General features: G+C 74.5%; 18 protein-coding genes. 6 read left to right on the top strand and 12 right to left on the bottom strand.

The window, feature by feature from the left end:
- Window positions 1-110: 110 nt before the first annotated feature.
- Window positions 111-2975: a LuxR family transcriptional regulator gene (locus AB0M18_RS15260; RefSeq protein ID WP_365757888.1), complete on the top strand. Its 2865-nt coding sequence runs from the start codon at window positions 111-113 to the stop codon at window positions 2973-2975.
- Between the two features lie 15 nt (window positions 2976-2990).
- Here AB0M18_RS15260 and AB0M18_RS15255 read toward each other — a convergent pair whose 3' ends face one another.
- The 4 genes from AB0M18_RS15255 to AB0M18_RS15240 form a co-directional block, all read right to left on the bottom strand.
- A complete protein-coding gene (locus tag AB0M18_RS15255) occupies window positions 2991-4535 on the bottom strand; it encodes an ABC transporter ATP-binding protein (RefSeq protein ID WP_365757886.1) in 1545 nt (514 codons plus the stop codon).
- Window positions 4532-7282: a class III lanthionine synthetase LanKC gene (gene lanKC / locus AB0M18_RS15250; protein ID WP_365757884.1), complete on the bottom strand. Its 2751-nt coding sequence runs from the start codon at window positions 7280-7282 to the stop codon at window positions 4532-4534. The genes AB0M18_RS15255 and lanKC overlap by 4 nt, the downstream gene beginning before the upstream one ends.
- 103 nt (window positions 7283-7385) lie before the next feature.
- Window positions 7386-7505 (bottom strand): class III lanthipeptide, encoded by a 120-nt coding sequence (locus AB0M18_RS15245; RefSeq protein WP_365757882.1) that lies wholly within the window; start codon window positions 7503-7505, stop codon window positions 7386-7388.
- A 203-nt stretch (window positions 7506-7708) separates the two neighbouring features.
- Entirely contained in the window at window positions 7709-8473 is a 765-nt protein-coding gene (locus AB0M18_RS15240) for an HNH endonuclease family protein (RefSeq protein WP_365757880.1), read from the bottom strand.
- Between the two features lie 265 nt (window positions 8474-8738).
- Between AB0M18_RS15240 and AB0M18_RS15235 the strand changes: the two genes are divergently transcribed.
- On the top strand, window positions 8739-9341 hold the full coding sequence (locus AB0M18_RS15235; protein ID WP_365757878.1) for a cysteine hydrolase family protein: 603 nt from the start codon (window positions 8739-8741) through the stop codon (window positions 9339-9341).
- Window positions 9342-9406: 65 nt separating this feature from the next.
- Here AB0M18_RS15235 and lexA read toward each other — a convergent pair whose 3' ends face one another.
- Both lexA and AB0M18_RS15225 read right to left on the bottom strand, forming a co-directional pair.
- On the bottom strand, window positions 9407-10099 hold the full coding sequence (lexA, locus tag AB0M18_RS15230; protein ID WP_365757876.1) for a transcriptional repressor LexA: 693 nt from the start codon (window positions 10097-10099) through the stop codon (window positions 9407-9409).
- A gap of 177 nt (window positions 10100-10276) precedes the next feature.
- Window positions 10277-10897 carry an L-threonylcarbamoyladenylate synthase gene (locus AB0M18_RS15225; RefSeq protein WP_365757873.1) on the bottom strand — a complete coding sequence of 207 codons (621 nt, stop codon included), beginning with the start codon at window positions 10895-10897 and terminating at the stop codon, window positions 10277-10279.
- Window positions 10898-11118: 221 nt separating this feature from the next.
- On the opposite strand from AB0M18_RS15225, the gene AB0M18_RS15220 reads away from it, so the two are divergent.
- From AB0M18_RS15220 to AB0M18_RS15210, 3 genes are read left to right on the top strand one after another with little or no spacing between them, the layout of a single operon-like run.
- Window positions 11119-12798, top strand: coding sequence for a 5-guanidino-2-oxopentanoate decarboxylase (locus AB0M18_RS15220; RefSeq protein WP_365757871.1), 1680 nt, complete (start codon window positions 11119-11121; stop codon window positions 12796-12798).
- On the top strand, window positions 12795-14012 hold the full coding sequence (locus AB0M18_RS15215; protein ID WP_365757869.1) for a Glu/Leu/Phe/Val dehydrogenase dimerization domain-containing protein: 1218 nt from the start codon (window positions 12795-12797) through the stop codon (window positions 14010-14012). The genes AB0M18_RS15220 and AB0M18_RS15215 overlap by 4 nt, the downstream gene beginning before the upstream one ends.
- Before the next feature lie 54 nt (window positions 14013-14066).
- Window positions 14067-14687 carry a TetR/AcrR family transcriptional regulator gene (locus tag AB0M18_RS15210; protein ID WP_365757867.1) on the top strand — a complete coding sequence of 207 codons (621 nt, stop codon included), beginning with the start codon at window positions 14067-14069 and terminating at the stop codon, window positions 14685-14687.
- 29 nt (window positions 14688-14716) lie between these two features.
- Here AB0M18_RS15210 and AB0M18_RS15205 read toward each other — a convergent pair whose 3' ends face one another.
- Both AB0M18_RS15205 and AB0M18_RS15200 read right to left on the bottom strand, forming a co-directional pair.
- Window positions 14717-14980, bottom strand: coding sequence for a hypothetical protein (locus tag AB0M18_RS15205; protein ID WP_365757865.1), 264 nt, complete (start codon window positions 14978-14980; stop codon window positions 14717-14719).
- Between the two features lie 74 nt (window positions 14981-15054).
- Window positions 15055-15726 carry a maleylpyruvate isomerase N-terminal domain-containing protein gene (locus AB0M18_RS15200; protein WP_365757863.1) on the bottom strand — a complete coding sequence of 224 codons (672 nt, stop codon included), beginning with the start codon at window positions 15724-15726 and terminating at the stop codon, window positions 15055-15057.
- A 172-nt stretch (window positions 15727-15898) separates the two neighbouring features.
- Here AB0M18_RS15200 and AB0M18_RS15195 point away from each other — a divergent pair, with 172 nt between their 5' ends.
- Window positions 15899-16720, top strand: coding sequence for a VOC family protein (locus AB0M18_RS15195; protein WP_365757861.1), 822 nt, complete (start codon window positions 15899-15901; stop codon window positions 16718-16720).
- A 101-nt stretch (window positions 16721-16821) separates the two neighbouring features.
- Here AB0M18_RS15195 and AB0M18_RS15190 read toward each other — a convergent pair whose 3' ends face one another.
- From AB0M18_RS15190 to AB0M18_RS15175, 4 genes are all read right to left on the bottom strand, one after another.
- Window positions 16822-17928 carry a hypothetical protein gene (locus AB0M18_RS15190; protein WP_365757859.1) on the bottom strand — a complete coding sequence of 369 codons (1107 nt, stop codon included), beginning with the start codon at window positions 17926-17928 and terminating at the stop codon, window positions 16822-16824.
- Between the two features lie 11 nt (window positions 17929-17939).
- Entirely contained in the window at window positions 17940-19907 is a 1968-nt protein-coding gene (locus AB0M18_RS15185) for a GAF domain-containing protein (protein WP_365757857.1), read from the bottom strand.
- 117 nt (window positions 19908-20024) lie between these two features.
- The gene (locus AB0M18_RS15180) at window positions 20025-21392 is read right to left on the bottom strand and encodes an MFS transporter (protein WP_365757855.1); all 1368 of its coding nucleotides are present in this window, start codon (window positions 21390-21392) and stop codon (window positions 20025-20027) included.
- A 100-nt stretch (window positions 21393-21492) separates the two neighbouring features.
- Window positions 21493-22287 carry a 3-hydroxybutyrate dehydrogenase gene (locus tag AB0M18_RS15175; protein WP_365757853.1) on the bottom strand — a complete coding sequence of 265 codons (795 nt, stop codon included), beginning with the start codon at window positions 22285-22287 and terminating at the stop codon, window positions 21493-21495.
- Window positions 22288-22305: the final 18 nt, after the last annotated feature.

Raw genomic sequence — 22305 nt, 5'->3', positions numbered from 1 at the left:
TGCCCCCTCCCCGCAAGCCCCCCAAACGGACGGCTGCAGGGGGCACCCCGCCGCTTCCTATCGTCGTCCCCGGCACGCGCCGCCGGGCGGGGCCGGAGGGGAAGGCGCAGATGACGGAACCGTACGCCTGTACCGATCCGGGACCCGGCGGACTCGTGGGCCGGGGCGACCATGTGAGCCGCGTCGCCGGGGCCCTCGGGGACGCCCGTTCGGGACGGGGTGCGGCGGTGTTCGTCGGCGGCGAACCGGGCGTGGGGAAGACCCGGTTCGCTCTGGCGGCCGCCGCCGCGGCGCGGGCGACGGGGATGGGCGCGGCCCACGGCAGGACGGGGACCGTGGGCCCGGCCGTCCCCTACCGGCCGCTGGCCGAGGCGCTGCTCGCGCTGGCCAGGACCGAGGGGCTGCCCGCGCCGGGGGGCACGGGCGGCCACCGGCGGATCCTGGCCAGGCTCCTCGGGGGAAGGGGCGGCGTGCCTCCCCTGGCGGCGGCCGAGGCGGTCCTCCGCACCGTCGCCTCGGCCGCCGGACGGCGGGGGTTCCTGCTCGTCCTCGACGATCTGCACGAGGCCGATCCGGGGACCCTCGCCGTCGTCGACTACCTCCTCGACCATCTCCCGTCGCTGCCGGTGGTGCTCCTGGCCACGGTCTGCCCGGGCCCCGGCCCGGCGAGCGCCCTCGCGGCCCGCGCCCGGCACCGTCTCGACCTGGCACCGCTCGGCCCGCAGGACGTGCGGCGCCTGGCGGCGGCCGAGTACGGGAGGGCCGCCCTGCCGCCGGAGCTGCTGCGCCGGGTGCTCGACGAGTCGGCCGGACTGCCGTTTCTCGTACGGGAGTCGGTACGCGCGTACGGGAGTGGGGGCGGCCCGGCGGGGGTCCCGGAGGCGGTCGCGGCGGATGTGCGGCGGCGGGCCGAACGGCTGGGTCCTGACGCGGTGCGACTCCTCGGTGTGGCCGCGCTGTTCGGGGAGCGGTGCGGGGTGGCCGAGGCGGCGCACGCGGCCGGCGTCGAGGAGGGCAGGGCGGGCGCGCTGCTGCGGGCGGCGGCCGACGCGTACCTGCTCACGTCCGACCCGGACGACCCCGCCGCCTATGCCTTCCGGCATCCCCTGGCCGCCCGGGCCCTGGGTGCGGACCTGCCCCCGGCCGACCGCGTCCGGGCCGCCCGCCGTGCCGCACACGCGGTGGCCGAGCTCCACCCGGGGCTGCCCGGCCCGTGGTGTGCCCGGGCGGCGGCGCTGCACGCGAGCGCGGGCGAACCGGCGCAGGCGCTGCGGCGGTATGTGGAGGCGGCGCACCGGGCCGGTGCCGAGGGTGCCCCGGAGCGGGCCCTGGCTCTGCTCACCACCGCGCGGGGCCTGCTGTCCCCGGCGGTGGCGCCGGATCTGCGGGCGGAGGTGTGGGAAGGGCTCCTGGAGGCGGTTCTCCTGACCGGCCGTCTCGACGCCCTTCCCGGGGATGCCCTGGAGCCGCCGGCCGACGGGCATGGGCTCCCGGCGGCCCGGCGGGCCGGTCTGTACGCGCGGATCGCTCAGGTGCACGCCCTGGCCGGGCGGCCCGAGGAGGCGCTTCGGCGCCTCGATCTGGCGCGCTGGACGCTGGGCGAGACGTGCGACGACCACGCCGCCACCGCCCGGGTCGAGCTCGCCGCCGCCCTGATCGAGCCGAGCAGGCTCGCACCCGAGCGGCTGCGTACCGCCACCGGGGCCGCCCGCCGGGCGGTCGATGCCGCGCATGCCGCGGGGCTGCCCGGGCTCACCGGGTGGGCGCTGCTCGCGCTCGGGCGGCTCACCCAGGACCAGGACGGACAGGGCGCGGCGGAACGATTCGCCAGGGCACGGGCGCTGGCCTCGCCCACGCCCGGGGACGGGGCGCTGCGGATCGCCGCCGACGGATGTCTGGCGCGCCTCGCGATGCGGCGGGACGGGCTCTCGGCGGCCGTGGAGGAGACCCGGCGGGCGGCCGAGCGGGCGGGGCTCGCGCCGCAGGCGCACGAGACGGGGTTCGCGCTGGCGCTCGACGGGGTGCGGCGAGGGACGTTCGGGGCGGCCGGGGAGCTGATCCGGGCCGGGGAGGAGGAGGCGGCACGGCGGGGCATGGGCCGGGCGGTGGCCTTGTGGCGGCTGGCGGAGGCGGTCCGGGTCGCGCACTCGGGGCGGCGGGACGAGCTGCGGGAGGCGCTGGGACGGCTCGCGCCGGTGGTGGGCGCGGCGCCGGGGTTGCGGGCGATGGAGTTCGGGCTCGCGCGGGGTTTCTGCTCGCTCCTTCAGGAGGACCACGAGGCGGCCGAGCGGGAGTTCGCGCAGGCCCTCGCGTACGACGCGGAGAATCCGGCGACGGGTGACTTCGGCCGGCACGGGGTGGCCCTGCTGTGCGGGGTGCTCGCGGGGCGGGCCGGGCGCCCGCACCACGACCGCGCGCTCGCGGCGGGTGCCGCGGCGGCCCGCTGGAACCGTCCGTTCGCGGGGCTCGCCGACGCGGTGCTGCTCGGCCGCGAGGGCCGGACGGCCGAGGCGACGGCGGCGGCCGGGGCCGCGCTCGCCGCGGCGGCTCCCTATCCGCTGGCGGGGCGGCTCGGCATGCGGCTCGTGGCGGCGGCCGCGTACGAGGACGGCTGGGGCGCGCCGGCCGACTGGGCGCGCGAGGCGGAGGAGTTCTTCCACGCCGCCGCCCTGCCGGCCGTGGCGGGCGCCTGCCGCGGACTGCTCCGCACCATGGGCGCCCCGGTGCGTCAGCGCCGCTCCGGCACCGACCGGGTGCCCGCGCCGCTGCGCCGGTGCGGCATCACGGTCCGGGAGTTCGAGGTGGCGCGGCTGCTCGCGGAGCGCTTCGGCAACCGTGACATCGCGGGCCGGCTGCACATCTCGCCCCGCACGGTGGAGAAGCATGTGTCGAGCCTCCTGCAGAAGACGGGCCACCCGAACCGGGCGGCCTTCGCGTCGGCCGCCCGGGACCTGGTGACGGGTTCGGCTCCGTAGGCCGTGTCGTGCGGGTCAGGCCGTGGGGGTGCCGGCCTTCGCCGGCGCCCCGGCCCGTACGACCCGGTCGAAGGTCTCGTCCAGGGACTCGTCGCCGTGGTGGACGACAAGGAGGGCGCGGCCCGCGGTGCGGTCGTGGAGGAGCTGGAGGGCGCGGGCGCGGCTGTGTTCGTCGAGGTTGGCGAAGGGTTCGTCGGCGAGATAGGCGTCGGCGTCCTCGGAGAGCAGGGCGCCGATGCCGGCGCGCTGGCGTTGTCCGGAGGACAGGTCGGCGGGGAGCCGGTCGGCGAGCGCGTCGAGGTCGAGGGCGGTGCGCAGGCCGGGGTCGGTGACGAGCTCGCGTACGGGCAGCGGGGGCAGGTCGACGGGGGCGGTGAGCGCGGCGACCCGGGCCGGCCGGGTGACGTGGCCGGCGTCGGGGGCGAGGGTGCCGGCGACGACGTGGAGCAGGGTGGTCTTGCCGCAGCCGTTGGGGCCGCGGAGCAGCAGGTGCTCGCCGGGCCGCTGGACGAGCTCGGGCAGGGTCAGCCCGTCCGGGCGCTCGTCCCCCTCCCCGTACCGGATGCGCGCGTCGCGCACCCGGATCAGCGGGCTCTCCTCGGGCGTGGGGCCCGCGGGGGCCGCGCGGAGGGCCTCGATGCGGAGCAGGACGGCGGTGCTGCGGCGGGTCTGCGGGATCATGTTGACGAGATCGAAGATGCCGGTGACGGCCCGCCAGAGGGAGTTGACGAAGGCGAGGAAGCTGCCGAAGGTCATCCGTCCGGAGAAGACGAAGAAGGCGCCGATGACCATGGACGCGGTGTCGGAGAGGTTCATCACCAGGTCGCTGAGCGTGCGTTGACGCTGCGTCAGGCGGTGGTTGGTGTAGGTGATGCCGAGGAAGCCGCCGAGCGCCTCGCGGTTGGCGGCGCGGGTGCCGGGCAGCAGGGCGGGCAGCCCGCGCAGGGCGTGGAAGGCGGCGAGGGTGCGAGTGAGGACGTGCACGTAGTGCGCCTCGGCCTCGCGTTCGGCGTCGGTGTTCTCCGCGATGCGCTTGGCGAGCCGGTTGCTGGCGAGGACCAGCGGGGGCACGATCACCAGGAGGATGAGGCTGGCCTGCCAGGAGAGGTAGAGCAGCACGCCGAGGAAGACGGCGGAGGCGACGGCCTGGCGGGCGATGCGGAGGGCGACGTCGACGGCCGGCAGGACGCCCTCGCGCACGTCGTTGTGGATGCGGCTGACGTACGAGGCGCTGCCGGGCTCGGCGATCTTCCGGCCCTCCAACGTCAGGGTGCGGCCCAGGAGTTCGGTCTCCAGGGCGAGCACGAAGGCGTTCTCGAAGCGTTTGCGCCACAGCACGGTGCCGTACCCGGCGAGGTTGAGGGTGAGGCCGAGGAGCAGATAGCAGCCGCCGAGGAGCAGGAAGCGCCGGAAGTCGGCGGTGAGGATGGCCTGGTCGAAGAGGGCCTTGAGGAGCAGGGGGTGCAGCAGGGCCTCGGTGCCGCCGGTGAGCGCCTCGGCGGCGAGGATGGCGGTGAAGGGGCCGCGGTGGCCGCGCAGGGTGTGCCAGAGCTGGTTCACCGGTCCACCTCGTCGAGGAGGAAGTCGGCGGGGCCGCCGTGCCGGAGGCGGTGCAGGACGCGCAGGACGCCGGCCGATCCGGTGAGGTAGTCGGTGGCGCAGCGAAGGAGTCCTTCGCCGGGGACGCCGAGCGGGGCGGGTCCGGCGGGGTCGCGCGGGATCCGGAAGCGCGGCTCGGGTTCGAAGAGGAACACCTGGCGCACATGGTCGAGTTGGCGCAGCGCGGTCTCGCGGAAGCGGGCGTCGCCGGTGAACTCGGCGGCGTCGAGCAGGGCGTCGGCGATGCCGCTCATCCCGAAGGAGAGGCCGGGCAGGACGGAGTGGCCGACGTCGAGTCCGCGGAGCACGGTCCGGGCGGCGTCGAGGTCGCCGTACCGCAGCAGCACGCGCAGCACCCCGGCGGAGCCCACCTCCAGATACGGCTCCATGGTCCCCTCGTGCTCGAACATGAGCGGGCCGCCGTCGTCGTCGAGCGGGCGGGCGTGTGCCATCTCCCAGTCGAGGGCGGCCCGGCCGAGCCGCCGGTGCCGCTCCTCGCCGGTGACCTGGTGCATGCGCAGCAGGAAGAGGGCGGGGCCGGCCTGGCCGAAGCCGAGTCCGGTGAGCGGTTTCCCCGGCGAGAAGGCGTTCAGCCAGTAGGCGTGGGGGCCGTCGTGGTGGGCGGTGGCGTGCAGGGCCTCGGCGCAGGCGCGGGCGGCGGCGAGGTGGGCCGGGTCGCGCTCGGGGCCGTACAGGTGGAAGCGGAGGCTGGTCATGCCGAGCCCGGCGAGGCCGTAGTAGAAGGTGTGGTCGGCGGCCTCGTGGCCGGCGTCGCCCGTGCGCCGGACGGCCTGGTCGAGGAGGTCGCGGGCCTCGGTGCGCAGGCCGAGGGTGTCGGCGGCCCAGGCGATGCCGGCGAGGCCGCTCATCAGTCCGTCGGGGTAGGCCTGGGGATCGATTCCGGCCACTTGCTCGCGCAGCCAGGCGCGCCACTCGGGCCGCACCTCGTGCCCGGAGGCGTGCAGCGCCCACAGCACCCCGCCGGCGCCGAAGCCGAGGCTCAGCGGGTTGGTGACATGGGTGAAGGGGTCGGCGGGGAAGAGCGTGGCGCGTGCGGTGTCGGCGGCGGCGGTGATGAAGGCGGCGACGCCGTCCGCGGCCTCGGCGAGCGGCGCCGGGTCGACGGTTCGGGGCGCGGGCTCGCGGACCTGGTCGATCAGGGCCTCGGGGTCGGCGAGGGCGTCGAGCACCTCGGGCAGCCCGATCCGGGCGGCGGCCAGGTCGGTGATGAGGGTGTGCAGGGAGGGCGGCCAGCCGAGGTCGGCGAGGTGCAGCCGGTAGCTGTCGAGGACGTCGGCGCGGAGGTACGACATGGCGGCGATCGGGAAGACGAAGTAGGCCATGGTCGTGGCGAGGGCGAAGAGGTCGCCCTCGTAGCCGAAGGTCTGGTAGATGTGCCGGGACAGGCTGAAGCCGGGCGTGAAGAGCTCGACGGGCTGGGCGAGTCCGTGTTTCGCGGCGTCCGTGCCCTCGTCCGGGGCGTGCGCGTCGGCGTCCGGTGCGTCGTCGGCGAGCCGGCAGGCCTCCAGGTCGACGATCGTCACCTCGTGGGTGTCGGGGTCGATGAGGAGGTTGGCTGCGGTGAGGTCGCCGAGCACGACATGCCGCCCGTGGGCGGCCCGCACGGCGCGCGCGAGGCTGCGGAAGACGGTGAGGAAGATCCGCAGGAAGTCCTTGGACTGTTCGACGTCGAAGCCGGGGCGGGCGAGCGGATTGCGCTCCAGGAGCACCGAGCGGATGTCGGAGCCCTCGGCGAACGACTCGGCGACGAAGTGGTGTTCCCAGTGGGTGAACTTCGCGAGCGGCGCGGGGAAGAAGCCGGTGCCGTCGAGGCGGTTGAGGAAGGTCCACTCCCGGGCGAGGATGTCGACGGCGTCGTGGTCCCGGCGCGGGTTGGGGTTGGTGTACGGGCGGGCCTCCTTGAGGACCACCTTGCGGTCGCCGTCGGCGGTGTCCTCGGCGGTGTAGACGCCGCCGCTGTTGGAGAACTGGATGGCGCCGGTCACCCGGAAGCGCCCGCCGAGCAGCCCGTCCGCGGACTCGTCGTCCTCGTGGTCCTCCGGCTTCCAGTCGTCGAACGGCCACGGTACCCACCCGGGGTGGGCCTGGCCGGGCCGCCGGTCGTCGGGTACGGGAGCGCCGTCGGGTCCGGTGATGTGCGGGACACGGCGGCCGAGCACGTCGACGGTGTGGGTGTCGAGGAACTGCCCGTATCGGAAGTAGAGCGCCTTGCTCTCCCGGTAGCGCAGGTCGGACAGGATGTACGGGCCCTCGGCGCCTTCGAGGAGGCGGGCGAGGTCGGCGAGGCAGCGGCGGAATCGCTCCTCGTCGCGCGGGTAGACGGTGACGAGCTTGCCGCCGCTGCCCCGGGACATGCCCTTGGAGTTGAGCATCTCGAAGATGTTGAGGTCGAGCGCGATCTTGAAGTCGTGGCCGTGGGCGGTGAGATAGCCGATCACGGTGGCGGCGACCTCGCGGACGTTGCGGTGGTTCGCCGAGACGTGGATCTTCCAGCCCTGGGCGGGCAGTTCGGGATCGTGGCGGTGGCTCCACCAGATGCCGCTGCGGACGAAGCGGTCCCGGGTCCGCTGGTCGAGGCCGGCGAGGAAGTGGTCCTCGCGCGGGATGTAGTCGACGTCGAGCGGATCGAAGAACAGCGTGTCGTTCCAGGCGAAGAGGAACCGGTTGACCCATCGTTCGTTGCGCATCTCAGCCTCAGCTCAGCCTCGGGGTTGCCTGCGGTGCCGGGAAAGGCGCGGGATCCGCGCGGGGGTGCCCCGTGCACCCCCGCGCGGATCACCGGCCGATGCGTCAGGCGTCCGTGGGCTTCACGGAGCAGCAGGTGCTGCTGGAGCTGGTCAGGCTGACGACGGCGGCGGCGTTGGTGGCGGCCGTGGCCTCGAGGTTCTGGAGCTTGAGGACGCTGCTCATGCGGATCGTCTCCTCGGGTTGCGGTGCGCCTGGGGCGCACGCAGTGGATGGTGTCCGTACCGGCCGGCCGTTCGGCATGCGCCAGTCAACTCCATCCGCCGCCCCCGCACATGGGAGCTCCGCCCCCATAATCCGGCGGCCCCCACCCGCCGCGAATGGTGGGGGTGAGGGTGGGGGTGGGGGCGCGGGCGGGGTGCAGGGGGTCAGGAGCCGCAGGTGTCCAGCATGGCGACGAGCTCGGTCTTCTCGGCGCGGGTGACCGTCAGGCCGTAGGTCGACTTCACCGAGGTCCACGCGCGGGCGTAGACGCACCAGTAGGCACGGGACGGCGGCTGCCACTCGTCGGGGCCCTGGTCGCCCTTGGAGCGGTTGGTCACGGCGGACACCGCGAGGAGTTGGGGGTGGGTGAGGTCGTTGGCGAAGGCCTTGCGCTTGTCCTGGGTCCAGGTGTTCGCGCCGGAACGCCAGGCGTTGGCGAGCGGCACCATGTGGTCGATGTCGAGGCCGGAGGCCTTGGTGACGGTCTTGCCGTCGTAGACGCTGAGCCAGGTGCCGGAGACGGCGCGGCACTCGGAGTCGCGGCGGACGCCGGTGCCGTCGCGTTCGAGCACGGTCTCGCGGGTGTTGCAGTTGTCGCCCTGCTCGGCCCAGTGCGGGAACCTGTCCCTGCTGTATCCGGTCATCGAGCCCTGCGGCGCGACCTTGAGCGCGGCGAGCCGGGTGCGGGCCTCGGCCGTGCCGGGCAGCCCGGGCAGGGTGCCGGCGCCGGCGCCGCCGGGCGCGTCGCCCGGGTCCTGATCGGTGCCGCCGCGCGTGGCCCTGGCGGTCGGCTTGGTGCCGGGCCGGGCGGTCGGCGCCTTCCCGTCCGGACCGGAGCCGGCCTGGCCGGAGCAGCCCGTGACGGTGACGAGCAGCAGCGCCGCGGCGGCCGTCAATCCCGATATGTACCTCTGCTTCTGACGCCCCATGAGCCGAATCGTTCCCTCCGCTTGCCGCTCGTACGCGCGGAAGCGTACCGGTTCGTCCCACTCCCGACCTCAGATGCTCCACAGCTGCGGAGCAGCACCGGCCGACCTCGCCCACCGCCCGGCGGCGATGTCCGGATCTGCAACTCACATGACATTGCCGCCATCCGGGCGGGGTTCGTAGCGTGGAGACACCGTCACCGAGCCGCGTGCGACGCGGCCGCGTTCCGGCTGTCTCCGACCCTCGACCCTGAGAAGGGGCCACACCATGTCCACCAGCACGCCTTCGACCACCCTGCGCGAGCTCAGCGGCTTCGACCGGGCCCCGGCCTCACTCGCCGGCTCGACCCTGGTCCTGATCGACTACCAGAACACCTACACCCGTGGCGTGATGGAGCTGGTGGACTGGGAGGCCGCGCTCGACGCCGCCGCCGGGCTGCTCGCCGAGGCGCGCGCCGCCGGTGCGAAGGTCGTCCACGTCATCAACGACGGCGGCGAAGGCACCCCGTACGACATCCGTGCCGAGATCGGGCAGATCCATCCGCGGGTGGCGCCGGTCGGCGGCGAACCGGTCGTGGTGAAGACCGCCCCCGACGCCTTCGTGGGCACCGACCTGGCCGAGCGCCTCGACGAGGCCGGCAACAAGGACGTCGTCGTGGCCGGATTCATGACCCATATGTGCGTGGCCTTCACGACCGCCGGCGCCTTCCTGCGGGGCAACCGCCCGACGGTCGTCGCCGACGCGTGCGCCACCCGCACCCTGGCCACCACGGGCGGCACCGTCTCCGCCGAGCAGCTGCACCTGGGCGCGCTGGCCACCATCGACGACCTGTACGGCGTCGTCGTACCGAACGCCGCCGCGCTGAGCTGAGCCGAGTCCCGCGCCGGGCGGCACACGGCCGAGGGGCGGACAGGCGTCGGCCGCCGCCGGACCGCTCAGAGGCGGCGCAGGACGGACACCACCTTGCCGAGGACGACCGCCTCGTCGCCGGGGATCGGGTCGTAGTCCGGATTGGCCGGCTTCAGCCAGACGTGCGGGCCCTCGTGGGAGAGGCGCTTCACGGTGGCCTCGCCGTCCAGCATGGCGGCGACGATGTCGCCGTCGTCGGCGGTGTCCTGCGCGCGCACGACCACCACGTCGCCGTCCTCGATGTGGGCGTCGCGCATGGAGTCGCCGACGACGGTCACGGCGAACAGCCGGCCCGCGCCGACCACCTGGACGGGCAGGACGAGGGTGTCCTCGACCATCTCCTCGGCGGTGATGGGGACACCGGCGGCGATCCGGCCGACCAGCGGCACGGTCACGGCCTGCCGCTCGCCCTCCTGCTCCAGGCGCCGCTCGCGCGCGACCTCGGCGGGCTCGTCCCCGGGCCGGTCGGCGATCACATAGGCGCGCGGCCGCTGCGGGTCCTGGCGCAGGAAGCCCTTCTTCTCCAGGGCCCGGATCTGGTGCGAGACGCTGGAGGTGCTGAGCAGTCCGGCACTCGCCGCGATCTCCCGCATGGACGGCGGGAAGCCGTGCCGCCGGGTGTGGGTGCGGATGATGTCGAGGATCTGCTGCTGGCGCTGGGTCAGCCCGTCGTGGTTGATCCGGGTGCCCGGCGGCCGGCCGGCACGAGGTCTGCCCATGGTCGGCCTCCGTTCTTCCGTTTCGCCGGCGCCTGCCGTGGCGCCTTGTGTCGGCTTGTCGTCTCGTCGTGATGTCGTCTTGTCGCTGCCACTGGTCCTGTGAGGCACATTAACCCGGCCCACTGACAACGCAGCAGGTCGGGTGTGTCCGGGCGGCGCGGGAGCGCCGCCGGCGGGTCACTCGAAGCGGGAGGGGTCGCCCGCCCCGTACCGTACGATCTCGGCCTCGCCGCCGGAGAAGTCGACGACCGTGGTCGGCTCCGTGCCGCAGTCGCCGGAGTCCACGACGGCGTCGAGCAGGTGGTCGAGCCGGTCCTTGATCTCCCAGCCCTGGGTCATCGGCTCGGCCTCGTCGGGCAGCAGCAGGGTGCTCGACAGGAGCGGCTCGCCGAGCTCGGCGAGCAGCGCGCGGGCCACGGGGTGGTCGGGGATGCGGACGCCGACGGTCTTCTTCTTGGGGTGCAGCAGGCGGCGCGGGACCTCTCGGGTGGCCGGGAGGATGAAGGTGTAGTTGCCGGGGGTCGCCGCCTTCACCGCGCGGAAGACGTTGTTGTCGATCTGGACGAACTGCCCGAGCTGGGCGAAGTTCTCGCAGACCAGGGTGAAGTGGTGCCGGTCGTCGAGCCTGCGGATCGTCTTGATCCGCTCGACGCCCTCGTGGTTGTCGATCTGGCAGCCCAGCGCGAAGCACGAGTCCGTGGGGTAGGCGATGAGGGCTCCGGCCCGGAGGCTCTCGACCACGGTGCCGATGGTGCGCGGCTGCGGGGACTGCGGGTGCACATCGAAGTACTTGGCCATTTTCCGACCCTAAGGGATCGGCGGCACCGTCGTTCGCGCCCCGCACCGCGCCCCGTGCCACGCGCCCTCCGTGCGCCCTCCGCGCACGCCCAGCGGGATGCGTTGACAGCGCCACCCACGGCTGCCGATACTGACTGAAGATTCAGTCAGTATCTGTGCCCCGTCCTGCCCGGAGACACCATGTCCGACCTCATCCGCCCCGCCCTCTCCCGGGGGCTGTGATGACGACCGCCTACAGGGACCGGCCCCTCCCCCTCCCCGCGCCCGCCACCGCGCTCACCGGCGGCGAGGCGGTCGTCCGGGCGCTCGCCGCGCACGGCGTGACGGACGCGTTCGGCATCCCCGGGACGCACAACCTGGAGATCTACCGGCACCTGCGACCGTACGGGATACGGCATGTGACGCCACGTCATGAACAGGGTGCGGGGTACGCGGCCGACGCGTACGCGCGGGTGTCGGGGCGGCCGGGGATCGCGATCACCACGACCGGTCCGGCGCTCCTGAACATCGCGGCGGCGGTCGGCCAGGCGTACTCCGACAGTGTGCCGCTGCTCGTGGTGTCGCCGGGCATGCCGCTGCGTCACCCGCGTCAGTCCACCGGTCTGCTGCACGAGACGCGGAGCCAGACGGAGGCGCTGCGCGGGGTGGCGGCGGCCAGCCACCGGGTGTCGTCGGTGGCCGAGATCGGCGCGGCGGTGGCCCGGGCCTTCACCCTGTTCCGTACGGGCCGGCCGCGGCCGGTGCACATCGAGGTGCCGCTCGACCTCCTGGAGGCCGTCGAACCGGCGGGACCGCCGCGCCTCGCGCCGCCCGCCGCTCCCCCGGCGCCGGACCCGGACGCGGTACGCGCGGCGGCGCGGGTCCTGGGCGCGGCCCGGCGGCCGGCGCTGGTGCTCGGCGGAGGCGCGCGGACGGCGGCGGCCGAGTGCCGGGCACTGGCGGCGCTGCTCGGCGCGCCGGTGGTCACCACCGCCAACGGCAAGGGGGTCGTGGACGAGCGGCACCCGCTGTCGCTGGGGGTCGCCCTGCACAGTCCGGCCGTGCGGGCCTGGCTGGCGGACCGCGACGCGGTGCTCGCCGTCGGCACCGAGCTGGCGGAGTCCGACGTCTGGGGACCGCTGCCGGCCCTCACCGGCCGGCTGGTCCGGGTCGACGTCGACCCGGCGCAGATGTACGCGGGGCTCCCCGCGGACGTCCCGCTGGTCGGCGACGCCCCGACGGCGCTCGGCGCGCTGCTCGACGCCCTGTCCGGGACCGCGAGCGGGAGCGGGACCGACGCGCCCGGCGCCGGGCGGGACGACGGAGCCGACGTGGCGGCGGACGTGACCGCGCTGCGGACCGCCCGCGACGACGAGTCCCGGGAGCGCGACGCGCGCTGGGTGCCGTATCTGCGGGCGATCCGGCGGGGGCTCGCCGAGGACGCGGTGATCACCTCCGACAGCGCCCAGTGCTGCTACTACGGGGCGCTGCCCCATCTGCCCGTCGGTCCCGAGGGCCGGTATCTGCATCCGACCGGCTTCGGCACCCTCGGCTACGCGCTGCCCGCCGCCGTCGGCGCGAAGACGGCGTGCCCGGAGCGGCAGGTCGTGGCCCTGAGCGGGGACGGCGGCCTGCAGTTCTCGGTGCAGGAGCTCGCCACGGCCGCGCAGACCGGTCTGCCGCTGCCGGTCGTGGTCTTCGACAACGGCGGGTACGGCGAGATCCGCGAGGAGATGGCGGCGCGCGGGGACGCGCCCGTGGGCGTCGACCTGCCGTCCGTGGACCTGTCCGCGCTCGCCCGCGCGTACGGCGGGCGCGGCGCCGTCGCCCGTACCCCCGAGGAACTGTCCGCCGCCCTCGCCGAGGCGCTGGTCGCCCCCGGTCCCACCGTCGTCACCGTTCCCGAGGAGTCCCCCCGATGACGCCCCCGTCCCCCGCAGCCGTAGCCGCCGCCGTGCCGAACCCGCCGCTGGTGTCGGTCACCTGGACCGATCATGTGACGGGTCGTCAAGGTCATCTGGTGATCGACCGGCTGGTGCGCGGTGTGGCCAGCGGCGGGCTGCGGATGCGCGCCGGCTGCACCCTCGACGAGGTCGCCGGACTCGCCCGGGGCATGACGATGAAGGAGGCCCTGCACTACGACCCGCGCGCGCGGTACGTGCCGCTGGGCGGCGCCAAGGGCGGCATCGACTGCGACCCGCGCGACCCCGGGGCGTACGGCGTCCTGGTCCGCTATCTGCGCGCCATGCGCCCGTACGTCGAGCGGTTCTGGACCACCGGCGAGGACCTGGGCCTCAGTCAGGACCTGGTCGACCGGGCGGTCGCGGAGGCCGGTCTGGTGTCGTCGGTGCAGGCGGTGTATCCGCTGCTCGACGACGAGGCGGAGGCGCGGCGGCGGCTCGCCGACGCGTTCGCGGTGGAGGTCGACGGGATCGGTCTGGACGAGCTCGCGGGCGGCTGCGGGGTCGCCGAGTCGGTGCTGACCGCACTGGACCGGGCGGGCGTGCCGCACACGGGGACACGGGTGGCGGTGCAGGGCTTCGGCACGATGGGCGGCGCGACCGCGCGCTTCCTGGCCGGGGCCGGGCTGCGGGTGGTGGCCGTGGCCGACGTGAAGGGGACGATCGCCCGCCCGGAGGGCCTGGACGTCGAGGCGCTGCTCGCCGCCCGGGACTCCTTCGGCACGGTGGACCGCTCGGCGCTGCGGCCCGGTGACGTCGAGCTGGCCGGCGACGCCTGGCTGTCGGCGGACGCCGACGTGCTGGTGCCGGCGGCCGTCTCGTACGCGATCGACGCGGACAACCAGGCGCGGATCACGGCTCGTTGGGTCGTCGAGGCGGCCAACATGCCGGTGCTCGCGGAGGCGGAGGAACTGCTCGCCGCGCGCGGGATCGCCGTGCTGCCGGACGTGGTGGTCAACTCGGCCACCAACGCCTGGTGGTGGTGGACGCTGTTCGGGGACATCGGCGCCGACGCGGACGAGGCCTTCGCCCACATCCGGCGCTCCATGCGGGCGCTGGTCGAGCAGGTGCTGACCCGGGCCGAGCGGGACGGCACCACGGCGCGCGCGGCGGCGCACCGGCTGGTCGCCGACCGGCTGCCGGAGATCTCCGAGCGCTTCGGCTGGTACGTGTGAGCCGCTCTCCGCTTGCCGCCCCGGGGGCTGCCGGGCGATGTGTAGGGTGACGCCGTGGCCAGAGTTCGGTTGAGCGTGGAGGAACGGCGCGCGGAGATCCTGCGCGTCGCCGTCGAGCAGATCGGGGCCCGCGGCGTCGGCAACGTACGCATCGCGGACGTCGCCAAGGAGCTCAACGTCAGCAGCTCCCTGGTGCTCTACCACTTCTCCACGAAGGAACTCCTCGTCGCCGAGGCCTTCGCGCACGCCGCCCGCGGCGACCTCGCTCGGCTGCGCGAACTGCTCGACAAGCCCCGCAGCAGCGCCACCCGGCGCCTGCGCTCGGCGGTCCGCTGGTACGCGCCGACCGGGCAGGCCAAGGGCTGGCGGCTGTGGATCGAGGGCTGGGCGGCGGCACTGCGCGAGCCCGTGCTCCGCGAGGTCACCCATGATCTCGACCGCCAGTGGAAGGCCGCGATCGCCGAGGTCGTCGCGGAGGGCGTCGCCGCCGGCGAGTTCCGGTGCGAGCGCCCCGAGGACACGGCCTGGCGGCTCACCGCCCTGCTCGACGGGCTCGCCGTGCAGATGACCTCGTACAGCGGTTCGCTCTCCCGGGCCACGATGCTGGAGTGGGTGGACGACGCGCTCGTCCGTGAACTGGGCATCGACCACGAGCGGCTGCGCACCGCACGCTGACCCCCTCTCGGCGCCTCCGCTCGGCCCCGCTATCTCCCGGTCACCCGGATCCGCAGCTCGTACGGCGCGCCGCTGCTGATCGCCCGCGCCTGGTCCAGCAGATCGGCGCCGGTGAATCCAAGGAGCGCGCGCTCCGCCGCCTCCTTCAGCAACGGCACGATCACCTCGACCGGCCGTCCCCGGTACGACACGGCGAGCCCGGCGAACGCCTCCTGGTACGGCACCGCGTACCGGCTGCTGCTGTCCGCGAGCAGACGGTCGAGCTGCCGCCGGTCCACACTGATCTCACCCATGTCCACTCCCTCGCTCCCGGGGTCCGGCCGCTGCCGGACCCATCGGTTTCGACGGTACGAGGGGGGTCTGACACTCAGGCCGGACCGGCGGTCCCGGCGGTCCGGACCGTGCCGTCCCAGCGCCACGTCGTGACCCTCGGCCGGCCCGGCAGCTCGGCGCGGCCCGTGGCCCAGAGCAGGGTGGGCCAGGGCGGCGTGTCGGTCGGCGCGGTGGGGAAGAGGCGGGCGAGGGCGCGGGCGCAGGGAGCGGCGGGCGGTTCCCAGGACAGGCCGAGGCCGGCGGCGAGGTCGTGGGCGTGGACCACGGTCTCCACCAGGCCCATCGCGGCGAAGCCCTCGGGGTCGGACACCCCGTAGGCGTGGTAGGCGCGGGTCTCCGGGGATGTGGTGCGCACCATGGCGACGAGCAGGGCGCCGCAGGCCTCCAGGACCTGGAGCAGTCCGGCGGGGCCGGCGGCGCGGTCCGCGTGGACGGCGTTCGCGGGCCCGCCGGGGCGCCGGGCCTGCCAGACGAACGGCACGTCACCGTCCGACGGCGGGGCGGCGGGCCCGAGTTGGACGGCGTACGCGAAGAGGTCGTCGGCCAGGTGCTCGACCGTCTCCCAGCAGTCCCACTCCAGTGTCCCGGCCCTGCCCTCCCAGGCGTCCGGCGGCGCGTCCCGGAGGGTGGCGACGGCGAGCCGTACGGCTTCGTGCAGGTCGTCGGCGGCGATGTGCGCGGCGGTTCGAGCGGCGGTTCCAGGCATGCCGGGACCGTATCGCGCCGGGTCACCCGTGCGCCCCTGCCGTTCGGCGGCCGGGCGGCGCCTGACAGTGCCGGATGTCAGGCTGTGAGGTGGTACGGAATCCACCCGTGGGGGACCTGGACGCACGCCGGCCACCGCTCGCGAGCGCCGGGCCCCGTGAAAGGCAAGGGCCATGATCACCACTGACTTCGTTCCCGGCACCCCCTGCTGGCTCGACCTCGGCGCGCCCGACGTCGCCGCCGCGGCGGCGTTCTACGGCGCCGTCCTCGGCTGGGACTACGAGCCGATGACCGGCGGCGCGGGCGAGGAGGAGATGCAGGGCGAGGGCGGCATGTTCCGGAAGGACGGCAAGATCGTCGCCGGGCTCGGCGAGCTCACCGAGAAGGGGGCGCGCTCGGCCTGGATGATCTACTACACGGTCGCCGACGCGGACGCGACGACCGAGGCCGTCGAGCGCGCCGGCGGCACGGTCCGGGTGGCGCCCCGGGATCTCGGGGAGTGGGGCCGGATGGCGCAGTACAGCGACCCGCTGGGCGGGCAGTTCGCGGTCTGGCAGCCGGGTGACAGCACGGGCGTCGAGCTGGTGGACAAGGCGGGCTCGCTGAACTGGACCGAGCTGTACACGAGCGACGCCGCCGCGGCGAAGGAGTTCTACGGCAGCGTCTTCGGCTGGCAGTTCAGCGACATGCCGCTGCCGGGCGGCGGCGCCGACGGCACGTACACCCTCATCACGCCCGCCGGGCTGCCGGAAGACCGGATGCAGGGCGGCCTGATGGAGATGTCGAAGGACGATCTCGCGCTGGCCGGCGGACGCCCGTACTGGCACCCGGTGTTCGCCGTCGACGACTGCGACGCGGCGGTCGCGGCGGCCACCGGCCACGGCGGCACGGTGCAGATGGGCCCGGAGGACGCGGAGGGCGTGGGCCGCCTCGCCGTGTGCCTGGACCGGGCGAACGCCGACTTCGTCGTCCTGAAGCCGGCGACGCAGTCCTGAGCCGTGCCCGCTGAGCCGGGCCGGGCTCAGCAGGCACGCAGCGCGGTGCGCGCGCCGGTCCGGGGGCGTCGGTGCCACGCTCCGTCCTGCCCGGCGGTCCGCTACAGGGGCATCGTCGCCGTGCCCCTCGAACCGGCCTGGGGCTTCGCCCGCCGGGCGGCGACGGCTCGGGCGTGGTCGAACGCGACGACCGGGTCGCCGAACGCGGTCCACGGGAACGCGCCGCACCAGCGGCCGATCAGCCGGAACTGCTCCAGGGCCGCCTCGTGACTGCGCGCCTTCAGCAGGTAGTGCGCCAGCAGGTGCCGCAGCCGCGGAAGGGCCTCGTCGTCGGGGGAGACATGCCCGAGCGACTGGGCGACCCGCTCCAGGGTCCCGCGGGACATGCGGGCTCGTATTCCGCCGGTGCTGCCGCGCTTGTCCAGTTCCTGGAGGGCGTGGAGGTAGATGCCGGCGAGCGGGCTTCCGGCGGGGGCGCGGTCGACGGCCTGCCGGGCGAAGGCCAGCATCAGCCGGTCCGAGCCGTGCCACTTGCCGCACCAGTACTGCAGGGCCTGCCAGTGGCCGGAGTAGTGGTACGGGGCGCGAGCGGTCAGTTCCCTCCACAGGACGCGGAACTGCTTGTGGGAGTACGACATCGCGCGCGCCGCGGTGATCATGACGACCCAGGGGCCGGGGTTGCGGGGGTCGAGCTTCGAGGCGTCGGCCGCGGCGCTCATCGCCTGCGGCAGCATCGCCTCGAACCGTTTCATGTCCGAGTCCAGGACCTCGTGGGCGTACCCGGTGCCCCGGACATACCAGGCCCGGTGCAGGAGCAGGCTCGCGTACAGCGTGGCCGCGTCGGCGTTCTCCGGCTCCGCGGACCGCCACTTCTCCACCCATTGGTCGCCCTCGCCCGCGATCTCCTGGAGCACTTCGGTACGGGACCAGCGGGCGTCCCAGTCGTCACCGGCGGCCGCGACGTACGCGGCGGCCGCACGCCAGTCGCCGCCCCAGGCCGCGTCGGCGACGGCCTGCATCTCCTGGAGCCGGTGCGCCGGCTGCGGAGCCCCGGCCCGCCCGGCGTCCAGGACTTCGCGCGGGACCAGTCCGTACGCGGCGGGCGTGAAGTCGGCGGCGGGGCCCCCGAATCTTCGGGAGCGGTCTCGGTACAGGGCGATCAGCGCGACCAGGAGGCCGATGACCAGGGCTGTCATGGATTCGGACATGACCGGGATCATCACCGATGGACGTCCCCGGGGCAACAGAGATCACCTCGCCCGGCGGCGCCGCGGGTGAGCTGGTGGAGGCGGAGCGCCAGGTGGGTCTCCAGGGCGCGGGCGGGGCTGTTCCAGTCGGGGCCGAGGAGTTGGGCGACGCGGTCGAGGCGCTGGACGACCGTGTTCACATGCACGTGGAGGGCGTCCTTGGCCCGGGAGAGGCTGGCCCCCTGCTCGTAGTAGGCGTGGAGGGTGCGCAGCAGGTCGGTGCCGCGCTCGGCGTCGTACGCCATGACCGGTCCGAGGACGCGTTCGACGTACGCGCCGACATCGGCCCGGTCGCCCAGCAGGACGCCGAGGAAGCCCAGGTCGGCGATGTCGGCTCCGTCTCCGGTGCGGTCGAGGGTGTGGAGCGCGGTGAGGCAGCGCAGGGCCTCGGCGTGCAGGGCGGCGTGCTGCTCGGGTCCGGTGCCGGGGCCGGCGGCGCCGACGGTGACGGGGGTGCCGAGGACGCGGGCGAGGTCCGTCGCGAGGCCGCGGGCGAGGGCGCCGGGCGGGTCGGCCGGTGCCAGCAGGACGACACGGCCGTGCCGGGTGCCGGCCAGACCGCCGAGCCTGCGGGCGGTGCGGGCGGTCTCGGCGGCGAGCCGGGGGCGCAGGGCCGGCTCGCAGTCGAGGACGGCGACGGCGTGCGGCCGGGCGAGGTCGACGCCCAGGCGCCGGGCGCGCAGGGTGTGGCTGCCGGGGTCCCAGTGGGCGGAGGAGTCGGGGCCCGCGAGGAGGTCGTCGAGGAGTTCGCCGCGCACCCGGTCCTCGGTCTCGGCGACGGACCGGCGCATCAGCAGCAGCATCGCGGTGACCAGCGCCGCGCGTTCGAAGAGGCGGCGGTCGGCTTCCGAGAGGTCGCCGCGTCCGGTCAGGACGATGCCGCCCAGCGGCTCGGAACCGGCGAGGACGGCGCAGGTCCAGACGCCGTCCGTGCGGACCGCGCGGCCCTCGGTGCGGGAGGCGGCGAGGCTTTCGGCGGAGGGGGTGACCGGTCCGGTGCCGGCCCGGGCCAGTTCGCTGCCGTCGGTGTCGTGGACGGCCACTCCGCCGCCGAGGAGGGCCGCGATCTCAGCGGCCATCTCGTCGACGCCCGCGCCGCGCAGCACGAGCCTGGTCAGCCGGTCGTGGGCGTCGGAGGCCCGGTGCAGGGCCTCGCTGTGGGCGCGCGCGGTCGCGTTGGCGGCTTCGAGCCGGGTGAGGGTGTCGCGGGTCTCCTCCAGAAGGCGCGCGCTGTCGATGGCGACGGCGGCGTGGTCGGCGAGGGAGGCGAGCAGGGCGATGGCGTCGGGGGTGAACTCGCGCGGGGTCCGGTCGGCCGCGAAGAGGACGCCGATGATCTCCTCGCCGAGCCGCAGCGGGACGCCGAGGATCCCGCGCAGCCCCTCCTCGGCCACGCCGTCGTCGATCGTCCCGGTGTGGCGGTAGCGCCGGTCGGAGCGGTAGTCGGTGCTGGCGTAGGGGCGGGCGGTCTGTGCGACCAGGCCGCCGAGGCCCTCCCCCATGCCGAGGCGGAGCTGCTGGAAGGCGGCGGAGACGGATCCGTCGGTGACGCGCATGAACGTGTCCCGCGCGACCGGGTCGTTGAGGGTGAGATAGGCGATGTCGGCGCCGAGGAGGGTGCGGGCGCGCCGGACGATGGCGCGCAGCACGGTGTCGAGGTCCCGCAGCACGGCCAGGTCGCCCGCGGTGTCGAACAGCGCGACCAGTTCCGCCTCCCGGCGGCGGTACTGGTCGAGCACCCGCCGCACGGCGAGGGCGGCCTCGGTGGTCTCCTCGATCCGGGCCGCCTCGGCCGCGTCGGCTCCGTCGGCGCGCGAGCGGGCCGGCTGGAGGGCGAGCTCCTCGGCGGGCGCGTCGGCGGCCAGGAGGTCCACCAGCCTGCGGGCGGCGGCCTCGCCGGCCGTCTGCGTCCGGGGGTGTGCGCTGCGGTCCGCGGTCATGGGGCCTCGTCTCGGGCGGGTGGCGTCGGGGGCGGGAGCGGGGGGGCGGGCACGGCGTTGCCCGGTCTGCCGTGCCCTCACTCACGGCAGACCGGGCGCCTCGGGTACGGGGCGGGGTCAGGCCGGGTCGCCCGCGGTGACCGCGGGGGCCGCGGCGGTCTGCTCGTCCTTGGCGCGGCTGAGGTCGCGGCCGAGGGTCTCCCGCGTGACGGCCACCGTGATGGTGGTGATCACGGCCGCCGCGCACAGGTAGACGCTGATGGGCGTGGAGCTACCGTAGTCCTTGAGGAGCTCGACCGCGATGATCGGGGCGAGGGCGCCGGCGAGGATCGAGGCGAGCTGCGAGCCCATGGAGGCGCCGGAGTAGCGGACCTTGGTGTCGAACATCTCGGAGATGAACGCGGCCTGCGGTCCGTACATCGCGCCGTGCAGCAGCAGACCGGCGGTGACGGCCAGCGTGATCACCACGAACGACTTGGAGTCGACGAGGCCGAAGAAGACGAACGCCCAGACGGCCATGCCCACGGAGCCGATGAGGGTGACCGGCCGCCGGCCGACGCGGTCGGACAGCGCGCCCCACGCGGGGATGGTGACGAAGTGGACGGCGGAGCCGATCAGGACGGCGTTCAGCGCGGTGCTCTTCGGCAGTCCCAGGTGGGTGGTGACGTACACGAGGAGGAAGGAGGTGAGGATGTAGTACGAGATGTTCTCGCCGAACCGGGTGCCGATCGCGGACAGCACCTCACGCCAGCTGCGCTTGAACACCTCGACGACCGGGGCCTTCTCCTTCACACCCTGCGCGGCGGCGGCCTCGGCCTTGCGCTGGGCCTCCAGGAACACCGGGGACTCGGACACCGAGACGCGGATCCACAGACCGATCACCACGAGGAGACCGGACAGCAGGAACGGCACACGCCAGCCCCAGGACTGGAAGGCGGCGTCCGACTGGAACGCGGCGAGCAGCGCGAGGACGCCGGTGGCGAGCAGGTTGCCGCCGGGGGCGCCGGCCTGCGGCCAGGACGCCCAGAAGCCGCGGTTCTTGTCGCCACCGTGCTCGGAGACGATCAGAACGGCCCCGCCCCACTCGCCGCCGAGCGCGAAGCCCTGGACGAGGCGCAGCACGGTCAGCAGGATCGGCGCCCACACGCCGACCGCCCCGTACGTGGGCAGCAGGCCCATCGCGAAGGTCGCGCCGCCCATCATCAGCAGGCTGACCACCAGCAGCTTCTTGCGGCCGATCTTGTCCCCGAAGTGACCGAAGACGATCCCGCCGAGCGGGCGGGCGGCGAACCCGATGGCGTACGTGATGAACGCGATCAGCGTGCCCACCAGCGGGTCCGCGCTGGGGAAGAACAGCGTGTTGAACACGAGGGCGGCAGCCGAGCCGTAGAGGAAGAAGTCGTACCACTCGATGGTGGTGCCGATCAGGCTCGCTCCGACGATGCGGCCGATGCCGCCTCTCGGCTTGGTGGTGGTGTCAGACATGGATTCACCGGTTTCACGAACGGATGGGACGGGACGGTACGGGGGGTGGTGATGGGGTGATACGGCAGGGGGTACGGGGGGTGCGGGTGGTGGTACGGGGTCAGCCCGCGGTCCAGCCGCCGTCGAGCGGGAGGGAGGCGCCGGTGAGGTAGCCGGTGTGCGGGCCGCACAGCCAGAGGACCGCGGCGGCGACCTCCTCGGACTCCAGGAGCCGCTTGACGGGCGAGCGGGCCAGCATGACGTTGCTGAGCACGTCGCCCTCGCTGATGCCGTGGGCGGCGGCCTGGTCGCGCACCTGGCCCTCGACGAGGGGGGTGCGGACATAGCCGGGGTTGACGCAGTTGCTGGTCACGCCGTGCGGCGCGCCCTCGATCGCGGCGACCTTGCTCAGCCCCTCCAGGGCGTGCTTGGCGGCGACGTAGGCGGACTTGTAGGCGCTGGCCCGCAGTCCGTGGACGCTGGAGACGTTGACGATCCGGCCCCAGCCCTGTGCGTACATGTGCGGCATGACCCGGCGCATCAGCAGGAACGGGGCGGTGACCATCACCTTCTGGATCAGCTCGAAGCGCTCCGGCGGGAACTCGGTCAGCGGCGCGACGTGCTGGAGACCGGCGTTGTTGACCAGGATGTCGACCGCGGACGGGAGGAGGTCGACGGCTCCCCCGTCCGCGAGGTCGGCCACGTGGGCCGTGCCGCCGGCGATCTCGGCCACGGCCTTGGCCGCCGCGGCGTCCCGGTCGACCACGTGGACGTCGGCGCCGGCCTGGGCCAGGGCGAGGACGCAGGCCCGGCCGATGCCGCTGCCGCCGCCGGTCACCAGCGCCGTCCGCCCGCTCAGATCGAGCGCGGCGGCGGGCGGCGGCAGGGGAACCGGCGTGGGAAATGTGTTCGTCATGGCCGGAAACAGTAGGGA

Source organism: Streptomyces sp. NPDC051909 (assembly GCF_040681095.1).
In the GTDB taxonomy this organism is placed as follows: Bacteria; Actinomycetota; Actinomycetes; order Streptomycetales; family Streptomycetaceae; genus Streptomyces.
This window is presented reverse-complemented; position numbering and strand designations above follow the sequence as displayed.

What these genes read in the sequence shown, in the direction of transcription:
- AB0M18_RS15260 (WP_365757888.1), top strand. Translation starts at nt 111, where the DNA reads ATGACGGAACCGTACGCCTGTACCGATCCGGGACCCGGCGGACTCGTG.
- lanKC (WP_365757884.1), bottom strand. Translation starts at nt 7,282, where the DNA reads ATGCGCAACGAACGATGGGTCAACCGGTTCCTCTTCGCCTGGAACGAC.
- AB0M18_RS15245 (WP_365757882.1), bottom strand. Translation starts at nt 7,505, where the DNA reads ATGAGCAGCGTCCTCAAGCTCCAGAACCTCGAGGCCACGGCCGCCACC.
- AB0M18_RS15240 (WP_365757880.1), bottom strand. Translation starts at nt 8,473, where the DNA reads ATGGGGCGTCAGAAGCAGAGGTACATATCGGGATTGACGGCCGCCGCG.
- AB0M18_RS15235 (WP_365757878.1), top strand. Translation starts at nt 8,739, where the DNA reads ATGTCCACCAGCACGCCTTCGACCACCCTGCGCGAGCTCAGCGGCTTC.
- lexA (WP_365757876.1), bottom strand. Translation starts at nt 10,099, where the DNA reads ATGGGCAGACCTCGTGCCGGCCGGCCGCCGGGCACCCGGATCAACCAC.
- AB0M18_RS15225 (WP_365757873.1), bottom strand. Translation starts at nt 10,897, where the DNA reads ATGGCCAAGTACTTCGATGTGCACCCGCAGTCCCCGCAGCCGCGCACC.
- AB0M18_RS15220 (WP_365757871.1), top strand. Translation starts at nt 11,119, where the DNA reads ATGACGACCGCCTACAGGGACCGGCCCCTCCCCCTCCCCGCGCCCGCC.
- AB0M18_RS15215 (WP_365757869.1), top strand. Translation starts at nt 12,795, where the DNA reads ATGACGCCCCCGTCCCCCGCAGCCGTAGCCGCCGCCGTGCCGAACCCG.
- AB0M18_RS15205 (WP_365757865.1), bottom strand. Translation starts at nt 14,980, where the DNA reads ATGGGTGAGATCAGTGTGGACCGGCGGCAGCTCGACCGTCTGCTCGCG.
- AB0M18_RS15200 (WP_365757863.1), bottom strand. Translation starts at nt 15,726, where the DNA reads ATGCCTGGAACCGCCGCTCGAACCGCCGCGCACATCGCCGCCGACGAC.
- AB0M18_RS15195 (WP_365757861.1), top strand. Translation starts at nt 15,899, where the DNA reads ATGATCACCACTGACTTCGTTCCCGGCACCCCCTGCTGGCTCGACCTC.
- AB0M18_RS15190 (WP_365757859.1), bottom strand. Translation starts at nt 17,928, where the DNA reads ATGTCCGAATCCATGACAGCCCTGGTCATCGGCCTCCTGGTCGCGCTG.
- AB0M18_RS15185 (WP_365757857.1), bottom strand. Translation starts at nt 19,907, where the DNA reads ATGACCGCGGACCGCAGCGCACACCCCCGGACGCAGACGGCCGGCGAG.
- AB0M18_RS15180 (WP_365757855.1), bottom strand. Translation starts at nt 21,392, where the DNA reads ATGTCTGACACCACCACCAAGCCGAGAGGCGGCATCGGCCGCATCGTC.
- AB0M18_RS15175 (WP_365757853.1), bottom strand. Translation starts at nt 22,287, where the DNA reads ATGACGAACACATTTCCCACGCCGGTTCCCCTGCCGCCGCCCGCCGCC.